This is a genomic window from Pseudomonas sp. NPDC089395 (assembly GCF_044749525.1).
GTDB lineage: Bacteria > Pseudomonadota > Gammaproteobacteria > Pseudomonadales > Pseudomonadaceae > Aquipseudomonas.
Genome location: NZ_JBIVID010000006.1, coordinates 290,790 through 307,274, shown reverse-complemented (window position 1 = coordinate 307,274; position 16,485 = coordinate 290,790). Strand labels below are relative to the sequence as shown.

The following is a 16,485-nucleotide window of genomic DNA, read 5'->3' as shown; positions in this document are numbered from 1 at the left end:
CACCAGACAACAAGAACAACAGGGCCGCCCACGCGGCGGCCCGACTGGAGAACACACAATGAGTCTTTCCGCCCTGCACACGGCGGCCGATGGGGCCGCCGACAGTGAAAAAGCCCTGGTGCGCAAGGTCGCCTGGCGGCTGATGCCGCTGATCATGATCTGCTACCTGTTCGCCTTCTTCGACCGCATCAACATCAGCTTCGCCAAGTTCCAGCTGCAGACCGACCTGGGCTTCAGCGACACCGCCTATGGCCTGGGCGCGAGCCTGTTCGTGGTCGGCTACGTGCTGTTCGAGGTGCCCAGCAACCTGATGCTGTACAAGGTCGGGGCGCGCCGCTGGATCGCCCGCATCATGATTTCCTGGGGCCTGGCCACGGCGGCGATGGTATTCGTGACCAACGAATGGCAGTTCTATGCCCTGCGCTTCATCATCGGCGCCATGGAAGCCGGCTTCGCGCCGGGGGTGCTGTACTACCTGACGCTGTGGTTCCCGCGTCACTACCGTGGCCGCATCACGTCGCTGCTGTTTCTTGCCTCGGCCTTCGCCGGGCTGTTCGGCGCGCCGTTCTCGGGGCTGATCCTTGGCCACCTCGACGGTGCCTTGCAGATGCGGGGCTGGCATTGGCTGTTCCTGCTCGGTGGTCTGCCCTGCGTGGCCCTGGGTCTTTTGGTGCTGACCTTGCTCAAGGACCGCATCGAGGATGCTGGCTGGCTGAATGCAGGCGAAAAACAACTGCTGCTGTCGCGCATCGACCCGCCCCAGGCCGGCCATGGCCAAGGCTCTTTGCTGCAGGCGATCCGCATTCCGGGCTTCCTGACCCTGGGGCTGATCTACTTCCTGATCCAGATCGCCTCCTATGGCCTGAACTTCTGGGCGCCGCAACTGATCCGCAGTGCCGGCACCGAGAACCCGTCGGTGATCGGCCTGCTCACCGCCGTGCCTTACATCTGCGGGGCCATCGCCATGGTGGTGTGCGGGCGCCTGTCGGATGCCACGGGCGAGCGGCGCTGGTTCACCGCCGGGCTGATTTCGCTGGGCGCGCTGGGCTTTCTCTGTGCGGGGATTTTCGATGACAACACGCCGCTGCTGCTGGTGTCCTTGGGCCTGCTGGGGGCCGGTGTGGTGGCGTCGATCCCGAGCTTCTGGGCGCTGCCGCCGAAGTTGCTGGCAGGGGCTGGCGCTGGGGCGGCGGGCGGGATCGCACTGATCAACACCCTGGGGCAATTGGGCGGCATCGTCAGCCCGGTGCTGGTGGGGCGCATTCGCGACCTGACGGGCACCACTACACCAGCGCTGTACCTCATTGCCGGGGCCTGTGTGGTGACGGCGCTGCTGGTGATGTTTGCCTTGCCGGAAAAGCTGCGTACCCGGGATGTGCCCCATCGGTGATTGGGGTGTAGGGCGTTGGATTTTTTTCGCTCTTGAGATCGAGCGCCGCGCGGGCGGCGCTCGATTTCAACCGCGCCACCCCCCCCAAGGCGAGCCCTTGCGAACCCCGTCAAGATACCGTCTTGCCACGATTGCGCCGCTCTAACCCGTAGGTTCTAATGCCGCCCGACCGTTTTATCTGCGCAATCCAAGGACGCTTCAACATGCACAGGAAGATCGTACCGCTGGCACTGCTGGCCACCCTGGCCGGCTGCTCGGACACCAAGGACGCCAGCGAGGCCAATTTCCACAAAGCCGCCCAGGCTTACCTCGACACCCAGTATCCCCACTGTTTCGTGGTCACCGACCTCCCCACCAAGACCCAGGACTTCGACGTCAGCGGCAGCAACAAGGCCCTGCATGCCCTGGCCCAGGTCGGCATCGTCAGCGAAAAGGAAATCGCCCGCGTCGAAGTGCCGGCACGCCTGTGGCAAGCCGCCCGCACGGACGTCTACTACGCCTACGACCTCACCGACGAGGGCCGCAAGTTCTACAAGGCCGATGCCCAGAAAATGCTCAACGGCCAGACTCGCGGCGGGCTGTGCTTCGGCAAGGCCGAGGTGACGGCGATCGAGCAGTTCAGCGAGCCGGGGCAGATGATGGGACATACGATTTCCGACGTGACCTACGCATACAAGATCACCGGGTTGCCGGACTGGGCGGCCAAGGACGTGGTGAAGGCCAATATCCGTGACCTGGGCGAAGCGGTCGCTACCAACGACACACCGGCCAGGGAGAAACGGGTGATGGTGCTGACCAACAAGGGGTGGGTGCATGAGCGGTTGTTTGATAAATGATCGTTGACTGTACGGGCCCTATCGCCGGCAAGCCGGCTCCCACATGCGCGATACCTGTGGGAGCCGGCTTGCCGGCGATGAGGCCCTTACAGGTTCACATCCACCAGGCCAGCACCACCGGCAGCCAAACGAACGACAGCACAGTCGAACACATCACCAGGTTCGCCACCTGCTCCGGCGAACGGTTGGCCCGCACCGCCATCAGGTAGTTGAACACCGCCACGGGCATCGCCGACTGCACCATCAGCACCGCCCGCTGCAAATGCTCCATGTCCAGGGCGGCGCCCACTGCCCACCCCACCCCGGCCCCCAGCACGATCCGCACGCCGCCCAGCAGCAGGCCGCTGGCGATATGTTGTGGGCGAATACTGGCCAGCGACACGCCCAAGGTCAGCAGCATCAAGGGAATGCACATGCCGCCGAGCAGTTCTGCCGTGTTGGCCACCCAGCGCGGGAGGTGGATGTCGAAGAAGATCATCGGCAGGGCAAGGGCCAGGCTGATGACGATGGGGTTGCTCACCAGTGCCTTGAACGAAGCCGCCGTACCGGAGATGGCCATGCCAACGGTGAACTGCACGATCGACAGGCCGAGGAAAAATGCCATGGCCAACGCGAGGCCCTGTTCGCCAAAGGCGTACAGGCTGATCGGCAGGCCCATGTTGCCGGTATTGGGGAACATGAACGCCGGCAGCAGCACCCGCCAGTCCTGGCGGCTGACGCGACACACCAGCAGCCCCGCAATGGCCATGGCCAGGGTACAGAGCAGGCAGGCCAGGGCCATGCTGATAAAGGCAGTGGGATCGAGTTGGGTGCGGTTCAGGGTCGCCAGCACCAGCGCGGGCGTGCCGACGCTCATGACCATCCGGGCAACGAACTGGGTGGGGTAGTCCAGGACCGTGCGGGCCCAGGCAAAGCCGATGCCGGCGACGATGAACACCGGTGCCAATACCGCGAACAGCGAAGCGAACATAGACCTTTCCTTCCCTGGATCAGCTGCGCAAAGGCGTCATTATGCCGCAGGGCCAAGCCCCTTGGGGAAATCTTTCCCACACCTTAGAATCGCGCGTCCTACTCCCCTGTGCCGCTACGGCTGGCAACTGCGCTACTCCCCCTTGAGGTTTTTATGTCTCCGCGTTTGCTGGCCATGGCGCTGGCACCCCTGCTCGGGCTGTTCATCATTGCCCTGGGCAATGGCTTCATGTCTTCCCTGACCACCTTGCGCCTCGGCGCTGCCGGCGAATCGGCCACCACCATCGGTATCGTCTCGTCGAGCTACTTCCTTGGCCTGACCCTGGGCGCTGTATTCAACGACCGGCTGATCCTGCGCATCGGCCATATCCGCGCCTACACCAGCTTCGCCTCGCTGATCGCCGCCACCATCCTGCTGCAGGGGATGTTCTACGACAGCACCTGGTGGTCGGTCTTGCGCCTGATCAACGGCTGGGCGGCGGTCGGCGTGTTCCTGGTGATCGAGAGCTGGCTGCTGCTGGCGGGCGATGCGAAGATCCGCGGGCGCCTGCTGGCGCTGTACATGATCGCCTTCTACGGTGCCGGCGTGATCGCCCAGGCGGGCCTGGGCGTCATCGCGCAGCTGAGCGACAGCGCACCGTTCATGCTGGCCGGCATGCTCGCCGCGCTGTCGGTGCTGCCGATCGTGATCCTGCCGCGGGTGTCGCCGCTGCTGGACCAGGTCGAGCCGCTCAAGCCGCGGCAGCTGCTCGGTGTGGCGCCATCGGGGTTGGTCGGCTGCTTCGGTTCCGGGGTGGCCATCGCCGGGATCTATGCCCTGCTGCCGCTGTACCTGCAGCGCATCGGCCTGGACGTGGGTGAAGTGGGCGGCATGATGGCCTGGGTGATCCTCGGCGCCATGCTGCTGCAGTACCCGGTGGGGCGCTGGTCCGACCGCAAGGACCGCCAGGATGTGCTGATCGCCCTGGCCGCGCTGTGCGTGGTGCTGTCGCTGGTCACGGTGTTCCTGCCCTCGCATTCGGCGCTGCTGCCGGCGATGCTGTTCCTGCTCGGGGGCGGCGTGTTCGCGCTGTACCCGGTGGCGGTCAGCCATGCTGCCGACCGGGCGCCGTCCGATGCGCTGGTGCCGATGATCCAGGGTTTGCTGCTGATCAACTCGCTGGGCTCGGCCATGGCGCCGTTGGCCATTTCGCCGGTGATGACCGAGTTTGGCGAGCCGGGGCTGTTCTGGGCCTTTGCCGTGGTCAACCTGGGCATGGTGTGCTTCTTCTTGTGGCGCCGTGGCAAGCGGCCGGCGGCCGAGCATCCGGCGCCGTTCACTGCCTCGACCACGTTCTCGCCGACTGGGGCGGAATTGCGTGTGACCGAGGACCTGATGCATGCGGCGCAGGAGCATCCGCCGCTGGAGCCGGTGGAGGCTCAGGGGACTGTGGGAGCGGGCTTGCCCCGCGAACACGGGCGTAGCCCGTGCCAGACAGCTGCAGCGTCTGGGCTGGCCTCTTCGCGGGACAAGCCCGCTCCCACAGGGATCGCGCCTGCTTCTAATGTATGAGTAAGACCGTTGTGACCGCCCGTCGCGCGACGGGCACCCCCGCCATCCTCCGCCAGCCAAACGAATGACAGATCATCCGCACAGGAGCTTCGCCATGATCCGCATTCGCCCGCTTGCCCTTCTCTTCACCCTGGCCCTGGGCCTGGGCAGTGCCAGCAGTTTCGCCGCCTCCACCCCTTCCGACACCAACACCGACGCCTACCCGAAAACCGACCAGCAAGGCGGCAAGACCGCAGGCGAGGACAGCAGCGTCAACAGCCCCGGCAGTGGCAAATCCAACGACAGCAGCGACACCGGCAGCAACGCCGATGCCGCCGACGGCGCCGCAGGGGGCTCCAACAGCACCGGCGAGGCCACCGGCAGCGGCGCCGGGCACACCGGCGGCACGGCAGAAGACCAGGACAGCCGCTGACTGAACTACACTGCGGCCCATCGCCCTGCCGAGGAATCGTCATGCACCTCAAGCCCTGGCTGTTCGCCGCCTTGTTGCCTTGCACTGCCCTGGCGGCTGGCGGTAGCGCCGGCGCGCTGTCGATCAGCTCGTCGTCGTTCACCGATGGCGGTGTCATCGCCCTGCAGCAGGTCGGGCCCGACCCGGCCTGCGGTGCAGGCGAGGAACGTACCCCGCAACTGAGCTGGGACAACCTGCCCGCCGGCACGCGTTCACTGGCACTGGTGATGTTCGACCCGGACGGTGGCAAGGGCATCGGCGTGGTGCACTGGGTCGCCTACAACATCGACCCGGCGCTCGATGGCCTGAAAGAAGGCACGGCCGGGCTGACCGGCCCGACGATCATGGTGGGGCGCAATTCTCGCGGCACCCTCGTCTACCGTGGGCCCTGCCCACCCGCCGGCGACAACCCGCACCACTATGCACTGACACTGATTGCCACCGACATTCCCCTCGGCACCTTGCCCGAGGGGCTGGACCGCAATGGCCTGCTGGAGCTGTTGCAGGGGCATGCACTGGGTGCCCAGAGCCTGGTCGGGCGTTACGGGCACTGACCTGCGGGCCTATCTCCAGTACTGCGGATCGTCGACGATGCGTTCGTGCCCGGCGAACAGCCCCGGCAGCTGTTCCTTCATGTAGTCGATCCAGGTCCTGACCTTGGCATCCAGGTAATGGCGCGACGGATAGATCGCATACAGCGCGCATTCCCTCAACCGATACGGCGCCAGCAGGCGCCGTAGCCTGCCTTGCACGATGGCCTGGCTGGCCGTGTAGAACGGCAGCAAGCCAATGCCCATGCCCAGCTCGCTGGCTCTGAGCATGGCGTCGGCGACATTGGTCAGAAAGCTGTCGCGCGGGGCGATCACGCACTGATCGACCCCCTGCGGGAACACCCAGTCACCTTCGTACATCGGGTACGCCATGCGCAGGCAGCTGTGCTCGTGCAGGTCTTCCGGGCGCTCGGGCACGCCATGGGCCTGCAGGTAGCTTGGGGCGGCACAGGGGATGCTGAAGATGGTGCCCAGCGGCACGGCGATCAACTGCGAATCCGGCAGGGCCTCGTCCACGGTGATCACCACGTCGTGGCCCTCGGCCAAGGGGTCGGGGTTGCGCTGTGACAGGGTCAGTTCGATCACCACTTCCGGGCACACGGCGTTGTAGCCGGCCACCAGCGGCATCAGCAGCATGCCCAGGCCGTGCGGGCAATGCAGGCGCAGCCGCCCGCGTGGGGTGAGGTGGGCGCCGCGGGCCTCGTCCATGGCTTCGTCTGTCAGCAGCATGATCTGCCGCGCGCGCTCAAGAAAGCGCTCGCCCGCCTCGCTCATGCGCAGGCGCCGGGTGGTGCGGTGCAGCAGCCGAGTCTGCAGCTGATTCTCAAGTTCCGCGACAATCCGCGACACCTGCGCCGCAGAAATATCCAGGGCATTGGCGGCCGCGGCGAAACTGCCGCACTCCACTACCCGGGCGAAGGTACGCATGGCGTGCAGCATGTCCATGGGCTTGGCTCCTTGTGTTTTCTTATTCGTGCGTTCCAGGCAGGAATCTATCACGACTTAGCCCATTTATTGAGGATCACCAATGAATACATCATTGGTAAAACATTGAAAAAGGAGCCTGCCATGAACACTCGACGCCGAATTGCCGTGCTTGCCGCAAGCGCCCTGCTTGCCTCGTTCGGCGCCCTGGCCGACACCGCCGGCAACCCGCCGGTAGCCGCCAGCACTGACAACTACGAATACGGCATGCCGCTGGACGTGGCCAAGGTCATTTCCATCACCCCGGCCAGCAACGTCGCCGACTGCCAGGTCGGCACCGCGCACATGGTCTATGTCGACCACCAGGGCCAGACCCGCGAAGTCAACTACCGGGAAATGGGCAACTGCTCGCAGCTGTGACTCAGGCCAGTACCTGGGTGATCCAGCCGACCTGGCGGGCGAAGTCGCTGCGCTTTTCCTGGGGGATGGCGTCACGCGCACGCTCGAAGTTGGCCAGGGTCTGCTGCTTCTGGCGCAGCATACGCTGCCACTTGGTGATAAATGCCGGGCTCTTCTCGCGCATCAGCAGGGGGCCGAAGTACAGCTCTTCGGCGCTGTAGGCCGACGCCTCACCCTTCTGCGCGACGATGATCTCGTAGTCGAAGCGGTTCTCGCGCAACAGTTCTTCGCACACGATCCGATAACCGTTGGCCATCAGCCAGCCGCGCAGTTCGCGCTCGCCGCCATTGGGCTGCAGGATCAGGCGCTCGCTGCCGCTCAGGCGCTGCTTGCCGCGTTCGAGGATCTCGCACAGGGTGTCGCCACCCATGCCGCACAGGCTGACCGCCGTGATGCGGTCCAGCGCCTCGATCGCTTCCAGGCCATCGGCCAGGCGCACGGTGATGCGTTGCTCCAGGCCATTCCTGCGCACAGTGCGCTGGGCCGAGGCATACGGCGTCTGCGCCACTTCGCCGGCAACGCCCGCTTCGATCACGCCACGCAGCGCCAGGGCCACCGGCAGGTAGCCGTGGTCCGAGCCGATATCGGCCAGGCGCGCGCCCTGCGGCACATGCGCCGCCACACGCTCCAGGCGCATCGACAATGTCTGTTCGTTCAACTCAAGCCCCTTCTTTACAATCGGCGCGATTCTGACGGCCGGGGCGCGGTATTACAACGTGCGCAGGCCAAACGGTGGCCCTGGCTCGACCACCGCGGCGGGGTCGCGTAGGCTTGCGGCTTTCCTTCCGTTGCAAGGCATCCAACAATGACAGATCTCATCTACACGCCCGATTCCGACGCCGACTCCATTTCCTCCGACGTCGCCGAGTTCAACGGCATTCTCGTCACGACTCAGATTCCAGCTGATCTCGAGGGCGACATCGTGCAGCAGAGCGAAAGCACCCTGCAGGCGCTCAAGGACGCCCTGGAAAAGGCCGGCAGCGGCATGGACCGGGTCATGCACCTGACCATCTACCTCACCGACATGGCCGACCGCGCCGCCTTCAACGAGGTGTACCAGCGCTTCTTCAGCAAGCCGTGGCCGGTGCGTGCCGCCGTGGGTGTGGCGGCATTGGCCTACCCGGAAATGCGCGTGGAAGTGACCGCGATGGCTGCCAAGGGCTGATTCCCTCTCAAGGGCCGGAGTCGGCCCTATTGCTGGCAAGCCAGCTCCCACAGGTACCTCACCGCTCTGAAGGCCTGTGGGGTACCTGTGGGAGCCGGCTTGCCGGCGATGAGGCCTGACGAGTCGCCGCCCATCTCACTCGGTGAGCATGGCGTGGAGCATCCGCGCCAGCATCAGCGGGGTGTCCGGGTCGGTCAGGTAGCCCGGACGCTCCAGCAGCATGGCCCGCGGCAGCGCCGACCAGGTCTGGTACACCAGAAACTCCGCCTTCTCCCGGTCCTTGACGCGAATTTCATCGGCGAAGCGTTGCATCAACGCGGAGCTGGCCGTGGCGCTCCACAGCGGCTTGGCCTTGACCACATCCAGCCGCACCAGCTCGTCATAGTGGGTCGAGCGCACGCTGAAGGCAGGGTCGTAGAGGGTTTTCTTGTGGTGCGAGGCAAGCACAGCCCGCAACGCCAGCAAGATGCCATCGAGCAGCGTGGTGCCTTCGGGTAGCGCCATGATGTCGGCGTACAGCCCACGGCGCGCTTCGGTGCGGTAATCGTCGAACACGGCGGCGATCAACGATTCCATGGTCGGGAAATACTCGTAGATCGAACTGATCGCCACCCCTGAATCTTCGGCCAGGCGCAGCGCGCTCAGGGCTTCCCTCCCCTCGCTTTCGAGAATCTGCCTGCCGGCCTGCTTGACCGCCGTCACCAGCGCAACCGACCGTGCCTGGCGCGGCTCCTTGCGCGGTTGCGCCGGTATCGCCACCTGCACACCCGGCTTGTCCGGACTTGCCTTGATCATCTGTCATCTCTCCAGAATGCTGCCCCTTGCCACCTTGGCCAACGGATGGGCAGCACCCGGGAGTATGCGATCAGTCGACCAGCAGGGCCAGCTTGTCACGCACGCTGGCGGGGATCGGCACCGACGTGTTGCTGGCGCGGTCCACGTACACGTAGACCACATGGGCTGCTGCCGCCGCGAGCGGTTCATCGTTGCGGAACAGCGCCAGCTCGTAGCGCGCGCTGCTGTTGCCCAGGTGGGCGATCTTCATGCCGACCTCGACCCGATCGGGGAACCCCAGGGGCGAAAAGTAGCTGCACCCGGAGTTGACGATCAGCCCGATCACCGGGCTACTGGCAATGTCGAGGGTGCCCTGTTCGACCAGGAAGGTGGTGATCGCCGTTTCACAGTAGCCGTAGTACGCCACGTTGTTCACATGCCCATAGGCATCGTTGTCGCCAAAGCGCGTGGGCACCTGCGTGAAGTGGCGAAAGGCCTGGCGGCTCGGCCGCGCGGGCTTGCTCACAGGATTTCCTTATAGATCGCGTACACATCCGCCAGATTCAGTTCGCGCGGGTTGTTGCCGAGCAGGCGTTGCTGCTTGATGGCATCGCTGGCCAGCGCTTCGAGGTCGGCCTCGGCGATGCCCAGCTCGCTCAGGCGCGTGGCCAGGCCCAACTCGCCGGCCAGGCCGCCCAGGTAGTCGGCCAGCGCCGTGGCCTTTTCGCTGTCACTGCCGCGCAAGCCGGGCATGACGATATCGGCCAGTTGCGCATACAGCGGCGCCACCACCGGCAGGTTGAAACGCATCACCGGCCCCAGCACCAGCGCATTGGACAGGCCGTGGGGGATGTGGAAGCGGGCACCGAGCGGATAGGCCAGCGCATGCACCGCCGCCACCGGTGCGTTGGCGAAGGCCATGCCTGCCAGGCAGGCGCCAAGCAGCATCTGCTCGCGGGCCTCGACATCGTCACCCTGCCGGCAGGCTCTGAACAGGCTGCCAGACAACAGCCGCAGCGCCTCGCGGGCCAGGCAATCGGACATCGGGTTCTTCAGGTGGCGGGTGGTGTATGCCTCGATGGCATGGACCATGGCATCGATACCGGTCGCGGCAGTGACGTGGGCCGGCAGGCCGAGGGTCAATTCGGCGTCGAGCACCGCAAGGTCGGGGAACAGCAAGGGCGAGTAGACCACGTTCTTTTCGCCGGCAGCGGTGGTCACCACCGACACCGAGGTCACTTCCGAGCCAGTCCCGGCGGTGGTCGGCAGCAATATCAGGGGCAGGCGCGGGCCCTTGGCCTGGTTGATGCCATATACCTCGCTCAACGACTCGCCGCTGCAGGCCAACAGTGCGGCCAGCTTGGCAGCATCCAGCGAACTGCCGCCGCCCACCCCGACCACGCAGTCGGCGCCACAGGCCTTGGCCGCCTCCACCGCTGCCAGGATCACCGACTCAGGCGGGTCGGCCTGCACTTCGGCAAACACGCTCACGGCAATCCCCTCGCTCTGCAGCCCGGCGAGCAGCGCATCCAGCAGCCGCGCCGCGACAACCCCTGCATCGGTGACCAGCAATACCGACTTGCAACCCTTGGCACGCACATGCTCGGCAAGCCGGGCCGAAGCACCACGCTCGATGATCAATGAAGGCGTGGTCTGAAATACCATTTTCAACATGAAAGCCTCTCGAATAGCGGTCCGAATTGACAGCTCCACACTCATTTAAATGAGTGGTCGAGGCCCAGTGTATGCCGCCTTTCGCGTCGATCCGGCATGCTAAAAACGAATCCGGAATGACCTTCGAAAACCCTTCGGCAACTTCTTTTTATTCCTTTATTTTCAATGTGTTACCTCGCACTGCCAATACCTGGAATCCGGAACAAATCGGCACTCGCCGTCGACATACTTGGGCCGCACCCTCCCCCCGGCCTGGCCGGATTCCACACGTCGAGTAGCGAGCCCGAATATGCCCACTGCCCCCCTGTCGATAGAACAAAAAACCCAGCTGCTGCTGAACGATCCGGCAGCATTGGTCAACTATTCCCAGCACGCCTGGAACCACCTGCCCCGCGCCGAGATCGACGCACTGCAGCTCAATGGACTCAAGCAGCGCTTCGACGCCCTGCGCCATCGCATACCGGTCTTGAAGAGACTTGCCGATGCCCAGGGCGTGGACCAGATCGAACAGCTCGACGACGTGGTGCCGCTGCTGTTCGAACACACCGTGTACAAGTCCTACCCGCCGTCCTTGCTGGAGAAGCGCAGCTACGCACAGATCAACAAGTGGCTGGGCAAACTGGTGACGCCTGAGGTCGCCGAGGCCATCGCCGCCGTCAACGTCAGCGACTGCCAGGGCCTGGACGACTGGTTCGAGACCATGGACGAAGGCGTGCCGCAGTTGCGCATCAGCCACACCTCGGGCACCTCCGGCACCCTGTCGTTCCTGCCCCAGGGCGTGCACGAATGGGAGAAGTTCGCGCAACTGCGCAAGATGGTGGTGTGGAACATGGACAACCCGGACACCCCGCAGCCCAACCTGCACACCATCTACCCCTACTACCGCAAGGGCTACCTGAGCCATGTGCGGGTGCATGCAGCGATGATCCCGGCGCTGCTGCCGAGCGAATCGCACTTCCATGCCGCCTACCCGACCACCCTCAGCACCGACGTGCTGCACCTGGGCGCCAAGCTGCGCGCGGCGCAATCCAAAGGCACCCTCGACCGCCTGGTGATCAGCTCGGAACTGCTGGAAAAGAAGAAAGCCTTCGACCAGTTGCAAGCCGAGATGCCGCAACACCTGGCGGCGTTCTTCGACCACATGTCCACCCAGCTCAAGGGCCAGCGGGTGTACATCGGCGCCACCTGGAACCTGCTGCACAGCATGGCCAAGGCCGGCCTTGAGCGTGGCCTGGAAGGCGTCTTCCACCCTGACTCCTTCGTGCACACCGCCGGTGGCGGCAAGGGCGTGGTCCAACCGGAAGGCTGGCGCGAGGATGTGCTGCGCTTCACCGGGGCGCGCACCTTGAACGAGTCCTACGCCATGTCCGAAGTCGTCGGCGGCGCCCATGCACGCTGCGAAGCCGGCCACTTCCACTTCGCCCCTACGGTCATCCCCTTCCAGCTCGACCCTGAAACCAGCAAGCCACTGCCGCGCAAGGGCCGCGTCACCGGGCGCGCGGCGTTCTTCGACCTGGGGGCCGAGATCCGCTGGGGCGGCTTCATCACCGGCGATGAAATCACTGTCGAGTGGGACCAGCCGTGCAGCTGCGGCCGGCCGAGCTGCTACGTGGTCGGGCCGATCCAGCGCTACAGCGACCTCAACGGCGGCGACGACAAGATCACCTGTGCGGCAACCGAAGACTCCCATCGCCAGGCGATGGACTTCCTCAACACACTAGAGGGCTAACCCCATGAGCAAACCGATTGCGCCGATGATCATCCGCGGCAAGGTCATCACCGACAACCTGATCGATGTCGGTGGTCGCGGCGGCGACCTGATCTTCCAGACGCCGGATGCGCACAAGTATGTCGACCAACTGCCGCTGGGCAACCCGGCCAAGCTGGCCGACCTGTATACCCTGACGTTCAATGACATCCTCGACTACGCCGAAGCGCTCGGTGAACGTCTGGAGTTCGACAGGAACCCGTTCCTGCAGGAGGCCTGCGAGCTGTCGTACCTGACCGCGCCGGTGACCCCGAGCATGGTCAAGGGCAGCTACATGGGCCTGCGCCAAATGCTCACCCGCGCCTCGGTCACCGAACAGGTGGAGAACGCGGTGGGCATCAAGTACCTGGAAGGCTGGGTCAAGCAGCGCCTGCTCGACGGTACCGAACTCGACGTGCGCTGCTTCGGCGCGCGCACCCTGCATATCGTCGCCGGCAACGCCACGGGCCTGTCGCTGCTGACCATCCTGCGCAACATGGTGCTGCGCAGCGACGCGATCATCAAGGCGCCGTCCAACGACCCGTTCACCGCCCTGGCCATCGCCCGCACCATGGTCGACATGGCGCCTGACCACCCGTTGACCAAGCACCTCAGCGTCGCCTACTGGAAAGGGGGCGACCAGGCCTTCGAAGAGCGCCTGTACCAGCCGCAGAACCTGGAAAAGATCGTCGCCTGGGGCGGCTACAACGCCATGAAGCACGTGACGCGCTACGTGCAGCCGGGCCTGGAGCTGATTTCCCTGGACCCCAAGCGCAGCGCCAGCATCATCGGCAAGGCCGCCTTCGACAGCGAAGCGAGCATGCGCGAAGCCGCCGTGCGCCTGGCCAGCGACATCGGTGCGCTGAACCAGAAGGCCTGTGTCTGCGCGCGGGTGATCTACGTGCAGAGCGGCACCGACGACGCGGGCCTGGCCAAGCTCAACACCTTCGGCCGCTACGTCTACGACGCCATGCAGACCCTGCCCAACACCCTGAGCACCGTGCCCAAGCGCTACGACCCGGCACTCAAGGCCGAAGTCGACGCCCTGCGCCTGGATGACGAGTGGTACCAGGTGATCGGTGGCCAGGACGGCGAAGGTGCAGTGATCTGCTCGCAAACCGCCGACGCCGTGTCGTTCGCGCCACGCCTGGACGACCGCACCGCCAACCTGGTGCCGGTCGACACGCTGACCGAGATGATGGATGCGGTCGACGCCTACACCCAGACCGTCGGCGTGTACCCGGAAAGCATCAAGGACGAGCTCAAGGACATCCTGCCGCTCTATGGCGCCCAGCGCATCGTGTCGCTGGGCTACGCGGCCGGCTTGAAGTGGGCAGGCCCGCAGGATTCCATCGAGCCACTGCGACGCATGGGCAAGTGGATCGTCAACCAGATCGCCTCGCCTGAGACCTCCCCAGCGCCCTGGCTGCGCCCTTCGATCTAAACCTCTCCCCCGGCCCTTGCCGGGGGTTCTTCTTTCCAAAACACAAGGATTCGACCATGACCACTTGCCTGGGTTTTGCCGCCCACGACGCCCACTCGCCCCTGACGCCGTATCGATTCGAGCGGCGCGCGCTGCGTGCCGATGACGTGGCGATCGCCATTGCCTTCTGCGGCGTCTGCCACTCCGATGCGCACCAGGTGCACAACGACTGGAACAACACGGTCTACCCCATCGTCCCCGGCCACGAGATCGTCGGCCATGTCACCGCCGTGGGCAGTGGCGTGAGCCGCTTCAAGGTCGGCGACCGGGTGGCGGTCGGCTGCCAGGTGGACAGCTGCCTGGACTGCGCGCCGTGCCATGAGCATCAGGAGCAACTCTGCACCCAGGGGCCGACGCCGACCTACAACGGCAAGGATCGCCACACTGGCGAGATCACCTACGGCGGCTACGCCGAGCATATCGTCGTGCGCGAGCAGTTCGTGCTGCGCATGCCGCTGAACCTCGACCCCCGCTACGCCGCACCACTGCTGTGCGCCGGCATCACCGTGTGGAACCCGATGCGCCGCTATAACGTCGGCCAGGGTACGAAGATGGCGGTGGTCGGCCTGGGCGGGCTCGGCCACATGGCGGTGAAACTGGCCGTGGCGCTGGGTGCCGAGGTGACGGTAATCACCAGCTCACCGGGCAAGGCCGAAGATGCCCGCGCCCTGGGTGCCAACCATGTGCTGCTGTCCAGCGACGCGGCGGCCATGGCGGCCGCGGCCAATGCCTTCGCGTTCATCATCGACACCATTCCCAGCCGGCACAACGTCAACCCCTACCTGATGCTGCTGGGGCGCGAGGGGGTGATGGTGCTGGTGGGGGCGATCGAGCCGCTGGAGCCGATCCACGGTGGCTTGCTGATCCGCAACAACCGCACCTTGGCTGGCTCGCTGATCGGGGGTATTCAGGGGATCCAGGAGTTGCTGGACTTCTGCGCCGAGCATCAGGTGTTGCCCAGCTGCGAAATGATCGCCATCCAGGACATCAACGGCGCCTTCGAGCGCCTGCAGAACAACGATGTGAAGTACCGCTTCGTGATCGACATGAACAGCTTGCGTGACGTGACCCTCTAACCGCTGCCGATGCTGCGGTGTCGACCACCGCAGCATCGATGTCACTCAGCGGATGCCCGCCCCCGCCAGCGCATCCGGCGCCCACTGCGCCTTGGACAGCGTGTCGGTGTAATGGATGCCGCCATAGGCACCCGTGACACCGTTGATGTTGTAGGAACCCCCTATCAGGTCATAGATCATGAATGGTGTGACATCCGGGATGTTCTTGTCGTAGCTCTGGCTGAGGAAGGCGAACGAGCCCCGGTAGAGCTTGCCACGGGCGTCATACTGGTCGGACGCCAGGGCGATCCAGCTGTCCTCGTCGAGGTACATGCGCCGCTTGTGGTAGATGTGCCGCGCCGACGATTTCAAGGTGCCCTCCACGACCCACACACGGTGTTTCTCCCAGCGCACGAAGTCCGGGGCGAGGTGGTTGGCGGTGGTCAACTGCTTCGGGTCCAGGGCGTAGGTCAGCTTGTAGGTGTTGTAGGGCACGAACATTTCCTGCTTGCCCACCAGCTTCCACTCGAAGCGGTCCAGCGCGCCGTTGAAGACGAACACGTCATCGTAGGTGCCGGCGCCGCCGGTGCCTGGGTTGGGCGTGTCGTAGGACAGGTCCGGGGCCAGTTTCACCCGGCGCTGGCCTGGCAGGTACTGCCAGCTGCGCCGTGGCTGGGCCAACGGGTTGGCGGTGTCCTTGAGCATGATCGCCTCGCCCGCGCGGCGCGCGGGGCCGGTGTAGTACAGCTTCATCTGGAAGAACACGTCGGTGCTGTTGAACGGCTTGTTCATGTCTTCGTAGATCGGGTAGCTGGAGAACGACATGGCCGTGGTCGACAAGCTGGCCCCACCGCCTGAGTCGACGATCCACGAGTCGTACTTGACGTTGCGGTTGCCGCCGACGCGCAGCAGGTGGTTCCACATGGCCTCGCTGCCGGTGGTGGGGATCGGGAACGGCACGCCGGGCAACAGGTTCTCGATGGCCACGCCGCCGTCGATGGAACGGGTGCCGGTGGCATTCTTCACGCTGTTTTCCAGCACAGCGGCGGGCAAGGCCACCGTACGGTGGGTGGGGTACACGTTGACGTGGAAGCTGGGGTAACGCTTGGCCAGCTCTACCGTGGTGGCGGTCAACTGGCCCTGGTACTGCTCGACGTTCTTGCCGTCGATGACCAGCAGCGGCTTCTCGTCGGCGAACGGGTCCGGACGCATGCCGTCGCCGGCCTTGAAGCCGGCTGGGGCTGAAGTCAGGCCGCCTTCGTAGGCGGGGATCGAGCCGTCGGCGTTGGCTGCCCGCTCGGCGCCGACGCGGGTCAGGCTGGTGCCAAGCTTGGCGGCTTCCTGGGCGGACACGGCCGCCTGGGCCTGGCCTGCAATGATCGTCGTCAGGGCCGATGCCAATAGGCTGTAGCGCAGTTTCATCTGAGTACTCTCCACGTTGTTGTTGTCATTCGG

At 65.1% G+C, this 16,485-nt stretch carries 17 protein-coding genes; 10 read left to right on the top strand and 7 right to left on the bottom strand.

Annotation, left to right across the window (positions count from 1 at the left end; genetic code table 11):
* The first annotated feature begins 58 nt into the window (after positions 1-58).
* Together ACIPZG_RS15985 and ACIPZG_RS15980 are read left to right on the top strand one after the other, a co-directional pair.
* Positions 59-1,390 (top strand): MFS transporter, encoded by a 1,332-nt coding sequence (locus ACIPZG_RS15985; protein WP_400715307.1) that lies wholly within the window; start codon positions 59-61, stop codon positions 1,388-1,390.
* Positions 1,391-1,593: 203 nt separating this feature from the next.
* Positions 1,594-2,226, top strand: a complete 633-nt coding sequence (locus ACIPZG_RS15980) for a hypothetical protein (RefSeq protein ID WP_400715305.1) — start codon at positions 1,594-1,596, stop codon at positions 2,224-2,226.
* Between the two features lie 94 nt (positions 2,227-2,320).
* On the opposite strand, the gene ACIPZG_RS15975 is transcribed toward ACIPZG_RS15980, so the two are convergent.
* Positions 2,321-3,196: an AEC family transporter gene (locus tag ACIPZG_RS15975; protein ID WP_400715303.1), complete on the bottom strand. Its 876-nt coding sequence runs from the start codon at positions 3,194-3,196 to the stop codon at positions 2,321-2,323.
* A gap of 153 nt (positions 3,197-3,349) precedes the next feature.
* Here ACIPZG_RS15975 and ACIPZG_RS15970 point away from each other — a divergent pair, with 153 nt between their 5' ends.
* From ACIPZG_RS15970 to ACIPZG_RS15960, 3 genes are all read left to right on the top strand, one after another.
* Positions 3,350-4,747: an MFS transporter gene (locus ACIPZG_RS15970; RefSeq protein WP_400715301.1), complete on the top strand. Its 1,398-nt coding sequence runs from the start codon at positions 3,350-3,352 to the stop codon at positions 4,745-4,747.
* A gap of 94 nt (positions 4,748-4,841) precedes the next feature.
* A complete protein-coding gene (locus ACIPZG_RS15965) occupies positions 4,842-5,159 on the top strand; it encodes a hypothetical protein (protein WP_400715299.1) in 318 nt (105 codons plus the stop codon).
* A gap of 41 nt (positions 5,160-5,200) precedes the next feature.
* Entirely contained in the window at positions 5,201-5,752 is a 552-nt protein-coding gene (locus ACIPZG_RS15960) for a YbhB/YbcL family Raf kinase inhibitor-like protein (protein WP_400639684.1), read from the top strand.
* A 9-nt stretch (positions 5,753-5,761) separates the two neighbouring features.
* Here the strand turns inward: ACIPZG_RS15960 and ACIPZG_RS15955 are convergent, their stop codons facing one another.
* Positions 5,762-6,694: a LysR family transcriptional regulator gene (locus tag ACIPZG_RS15955; RefSeq protein WP_400715297.1), complete on the bottom strand. Its 933-nt coding sequence runs from the start codon at positions 6,692-6,694 to the stop codon at positions 5,762-5,764.
* Between the two features lie 123 nt (positions 6,695-6,817).
* Here ACIPZG_RS15955 and ACIPZG_RS15950 point away from each other — a divergent pair, with 123 nt between their 5' ends.
* Positions 6,818-7,093: a DUF2790 domain-containing protein gene (locus ACIPZG_RS15950; RefSeq protein ID WP_400715295.1), complete on the top strand. Its 276-nt coding sequence runs from the start codon at positions 6,818-6,820 to the stop codon at positions 7,091-7,093.
* Between the two features lies 1 nt (position 7,094).
* Here the strand turns inward: ACIPZG_RS15950 and ACIPZG_RS15945 are convergent, their stop codons facing one another.
* The gene (locus tag ACIPZG_RS15945) at positions 7,095-7,790 is read right to left on the bottom strand and encodes a tRNA (adenine(22)-N(1))-methyltransferase (RefSeq protein WP_400715294.1); all 696 of its coding nucleotides are present in this window, start codon (positions 7,788-7,790) and stop codon (positions 7,095-7,097) included.
* A gap of 147 nt (positions 7,791-7,937) precedes the next feature.
* On the opposite strand from ACIPZG_RS15945, the gene ACIPZG_RS15940 reads away from it, so the two are divergent.
* Positions 7,938-8,297 carry a RidA family protein gene (locus ACIPZG_RS15940; RefSeq protein ID WP_400715292.1) on the top strand — a complete coding sequence of 120 codons (360 nt, stop codon included), beginning with the start codon at positions 7,938-7,940 and terminating at the stop codon, positions 8,295-8,297.
* Positions 8,298-8,432: 135 nt separating this feature from the next.
* On the opposite strand, the gene ACIPZG_RS15935 is transcribed toward ACIPZG_RS15940, so the two are convergent.
* From ACIPZG_RS15935 to ACIPZG_RS15925, 3 genes are all read right to left on the bottom strand, one after another.
* Positions 8,433-9,092: a TetR/AcrR family transcriptional regulator gene (locus ACIPZG_RS15935; protein ID WP_400715290.1), complete on the bottom strand. Its 660-nt coding sequence runs from the start codon at positions 9,090-9,092 to the stop codon at positions 8,433-8,435.
* A 70-nt stretch (positions 9,093-9,162) separates the two neighbouring features.
* Positions 9,163-9,597, bottom strand: a complete 435-nt coding sequence (locus ACIPZG_RS15930; protein WP_400715288.1) for an acyl-CoA thioesterase — start codon at positions 9,595-9,597, stop codon at positions 9,163-9,165.
* Complete coding sequence (locus tag ACIPZG_RS15925; protein ID WP_400715286.1) at positions 9,594-10,745, bottom strand: iron-containing alcohol dehydrogenase; 1,152 nt, start codon at positions 10,743-10,745, stop codon at positions 9,594-9,596. The genes ACIPZG_RS15930 and ACIPZG_RS15925 overlap by 4 nt, the downstream gene beginning before the upstream one ends.
* A 289-nt stretch (positions 10,746-11,034) precedes the next feature.
* On the opposite strand from ACIPZG_RS15925, the gene ACIPZG_RS15920 reads away from it, so the two are divergent.
* Genes ACIPZG_RS15920 through ACIPZG_RS15910 form a run of 3 tightly spaced genes read left to right on the top strand, consistent with a single transcriptional unit; the run spans position 11,035 to position 15,051 of the window.
* The gene (locus tag ACIPZG_RS15920) at positions 11,035-12,474 is read left to right on the top strand and encodes a hypothetical protein (RefSeq protein WP_400715284.1); all 1,440 of its coding nucleotides are present in this window, start codon (positions 11,035-11,037) and stop codon (positions 12,472-12,474) included.
* A gap of 4 nt (positions 12,475-12,478) precedes the next feature.
* Positions 12,479-13,936 carry an acyl-CoA reductase gene (locus tag ACIPZG_RS15915; protein WP_400715282.1) on the top strand — a complete coding sequence of 486 codons (1,458 nt, stop codon included), beginning with the start codon at positions 12,479-12,481 and terminating at the stop codon, positions 13,934-13,936.
* A 56-nt stretch (positions 13,937-13,992) separates the two neighbouring features.
* On the top strand, positions 13,993-15,051 hold the full coding sequence (locus ACIPZG_RS15910; protein ID WP_400715280.1) for an NAD(P)-dependent alcohol dehydrogenase: 1,059 nt from the start codon (positions 13,993-13,995) through the stop codon (positions 15,049-15,051).
* A gap of 45 nt (positions 15,052-15,096) precedes the next feature.
* Here the strand turns inward: ACIPZG_RS15910 and ACIPZG_RS15905 are convergent, their stop codons facing one another.
* On the bottom strand, positions 15,097-16,452 hold the full coding sequence (locus tag ACIPZG_RS15905) for a DUF1329 domain-containing protein (RefSeq protein WP_400639698.1): 1,356 nt from the start codon (positions 16,450-16,452) through the stop codon (positions 15,097-15,099).
* Between the last annotated feature and the right edge of the window lie 33 nt (positions 16,453-16,485).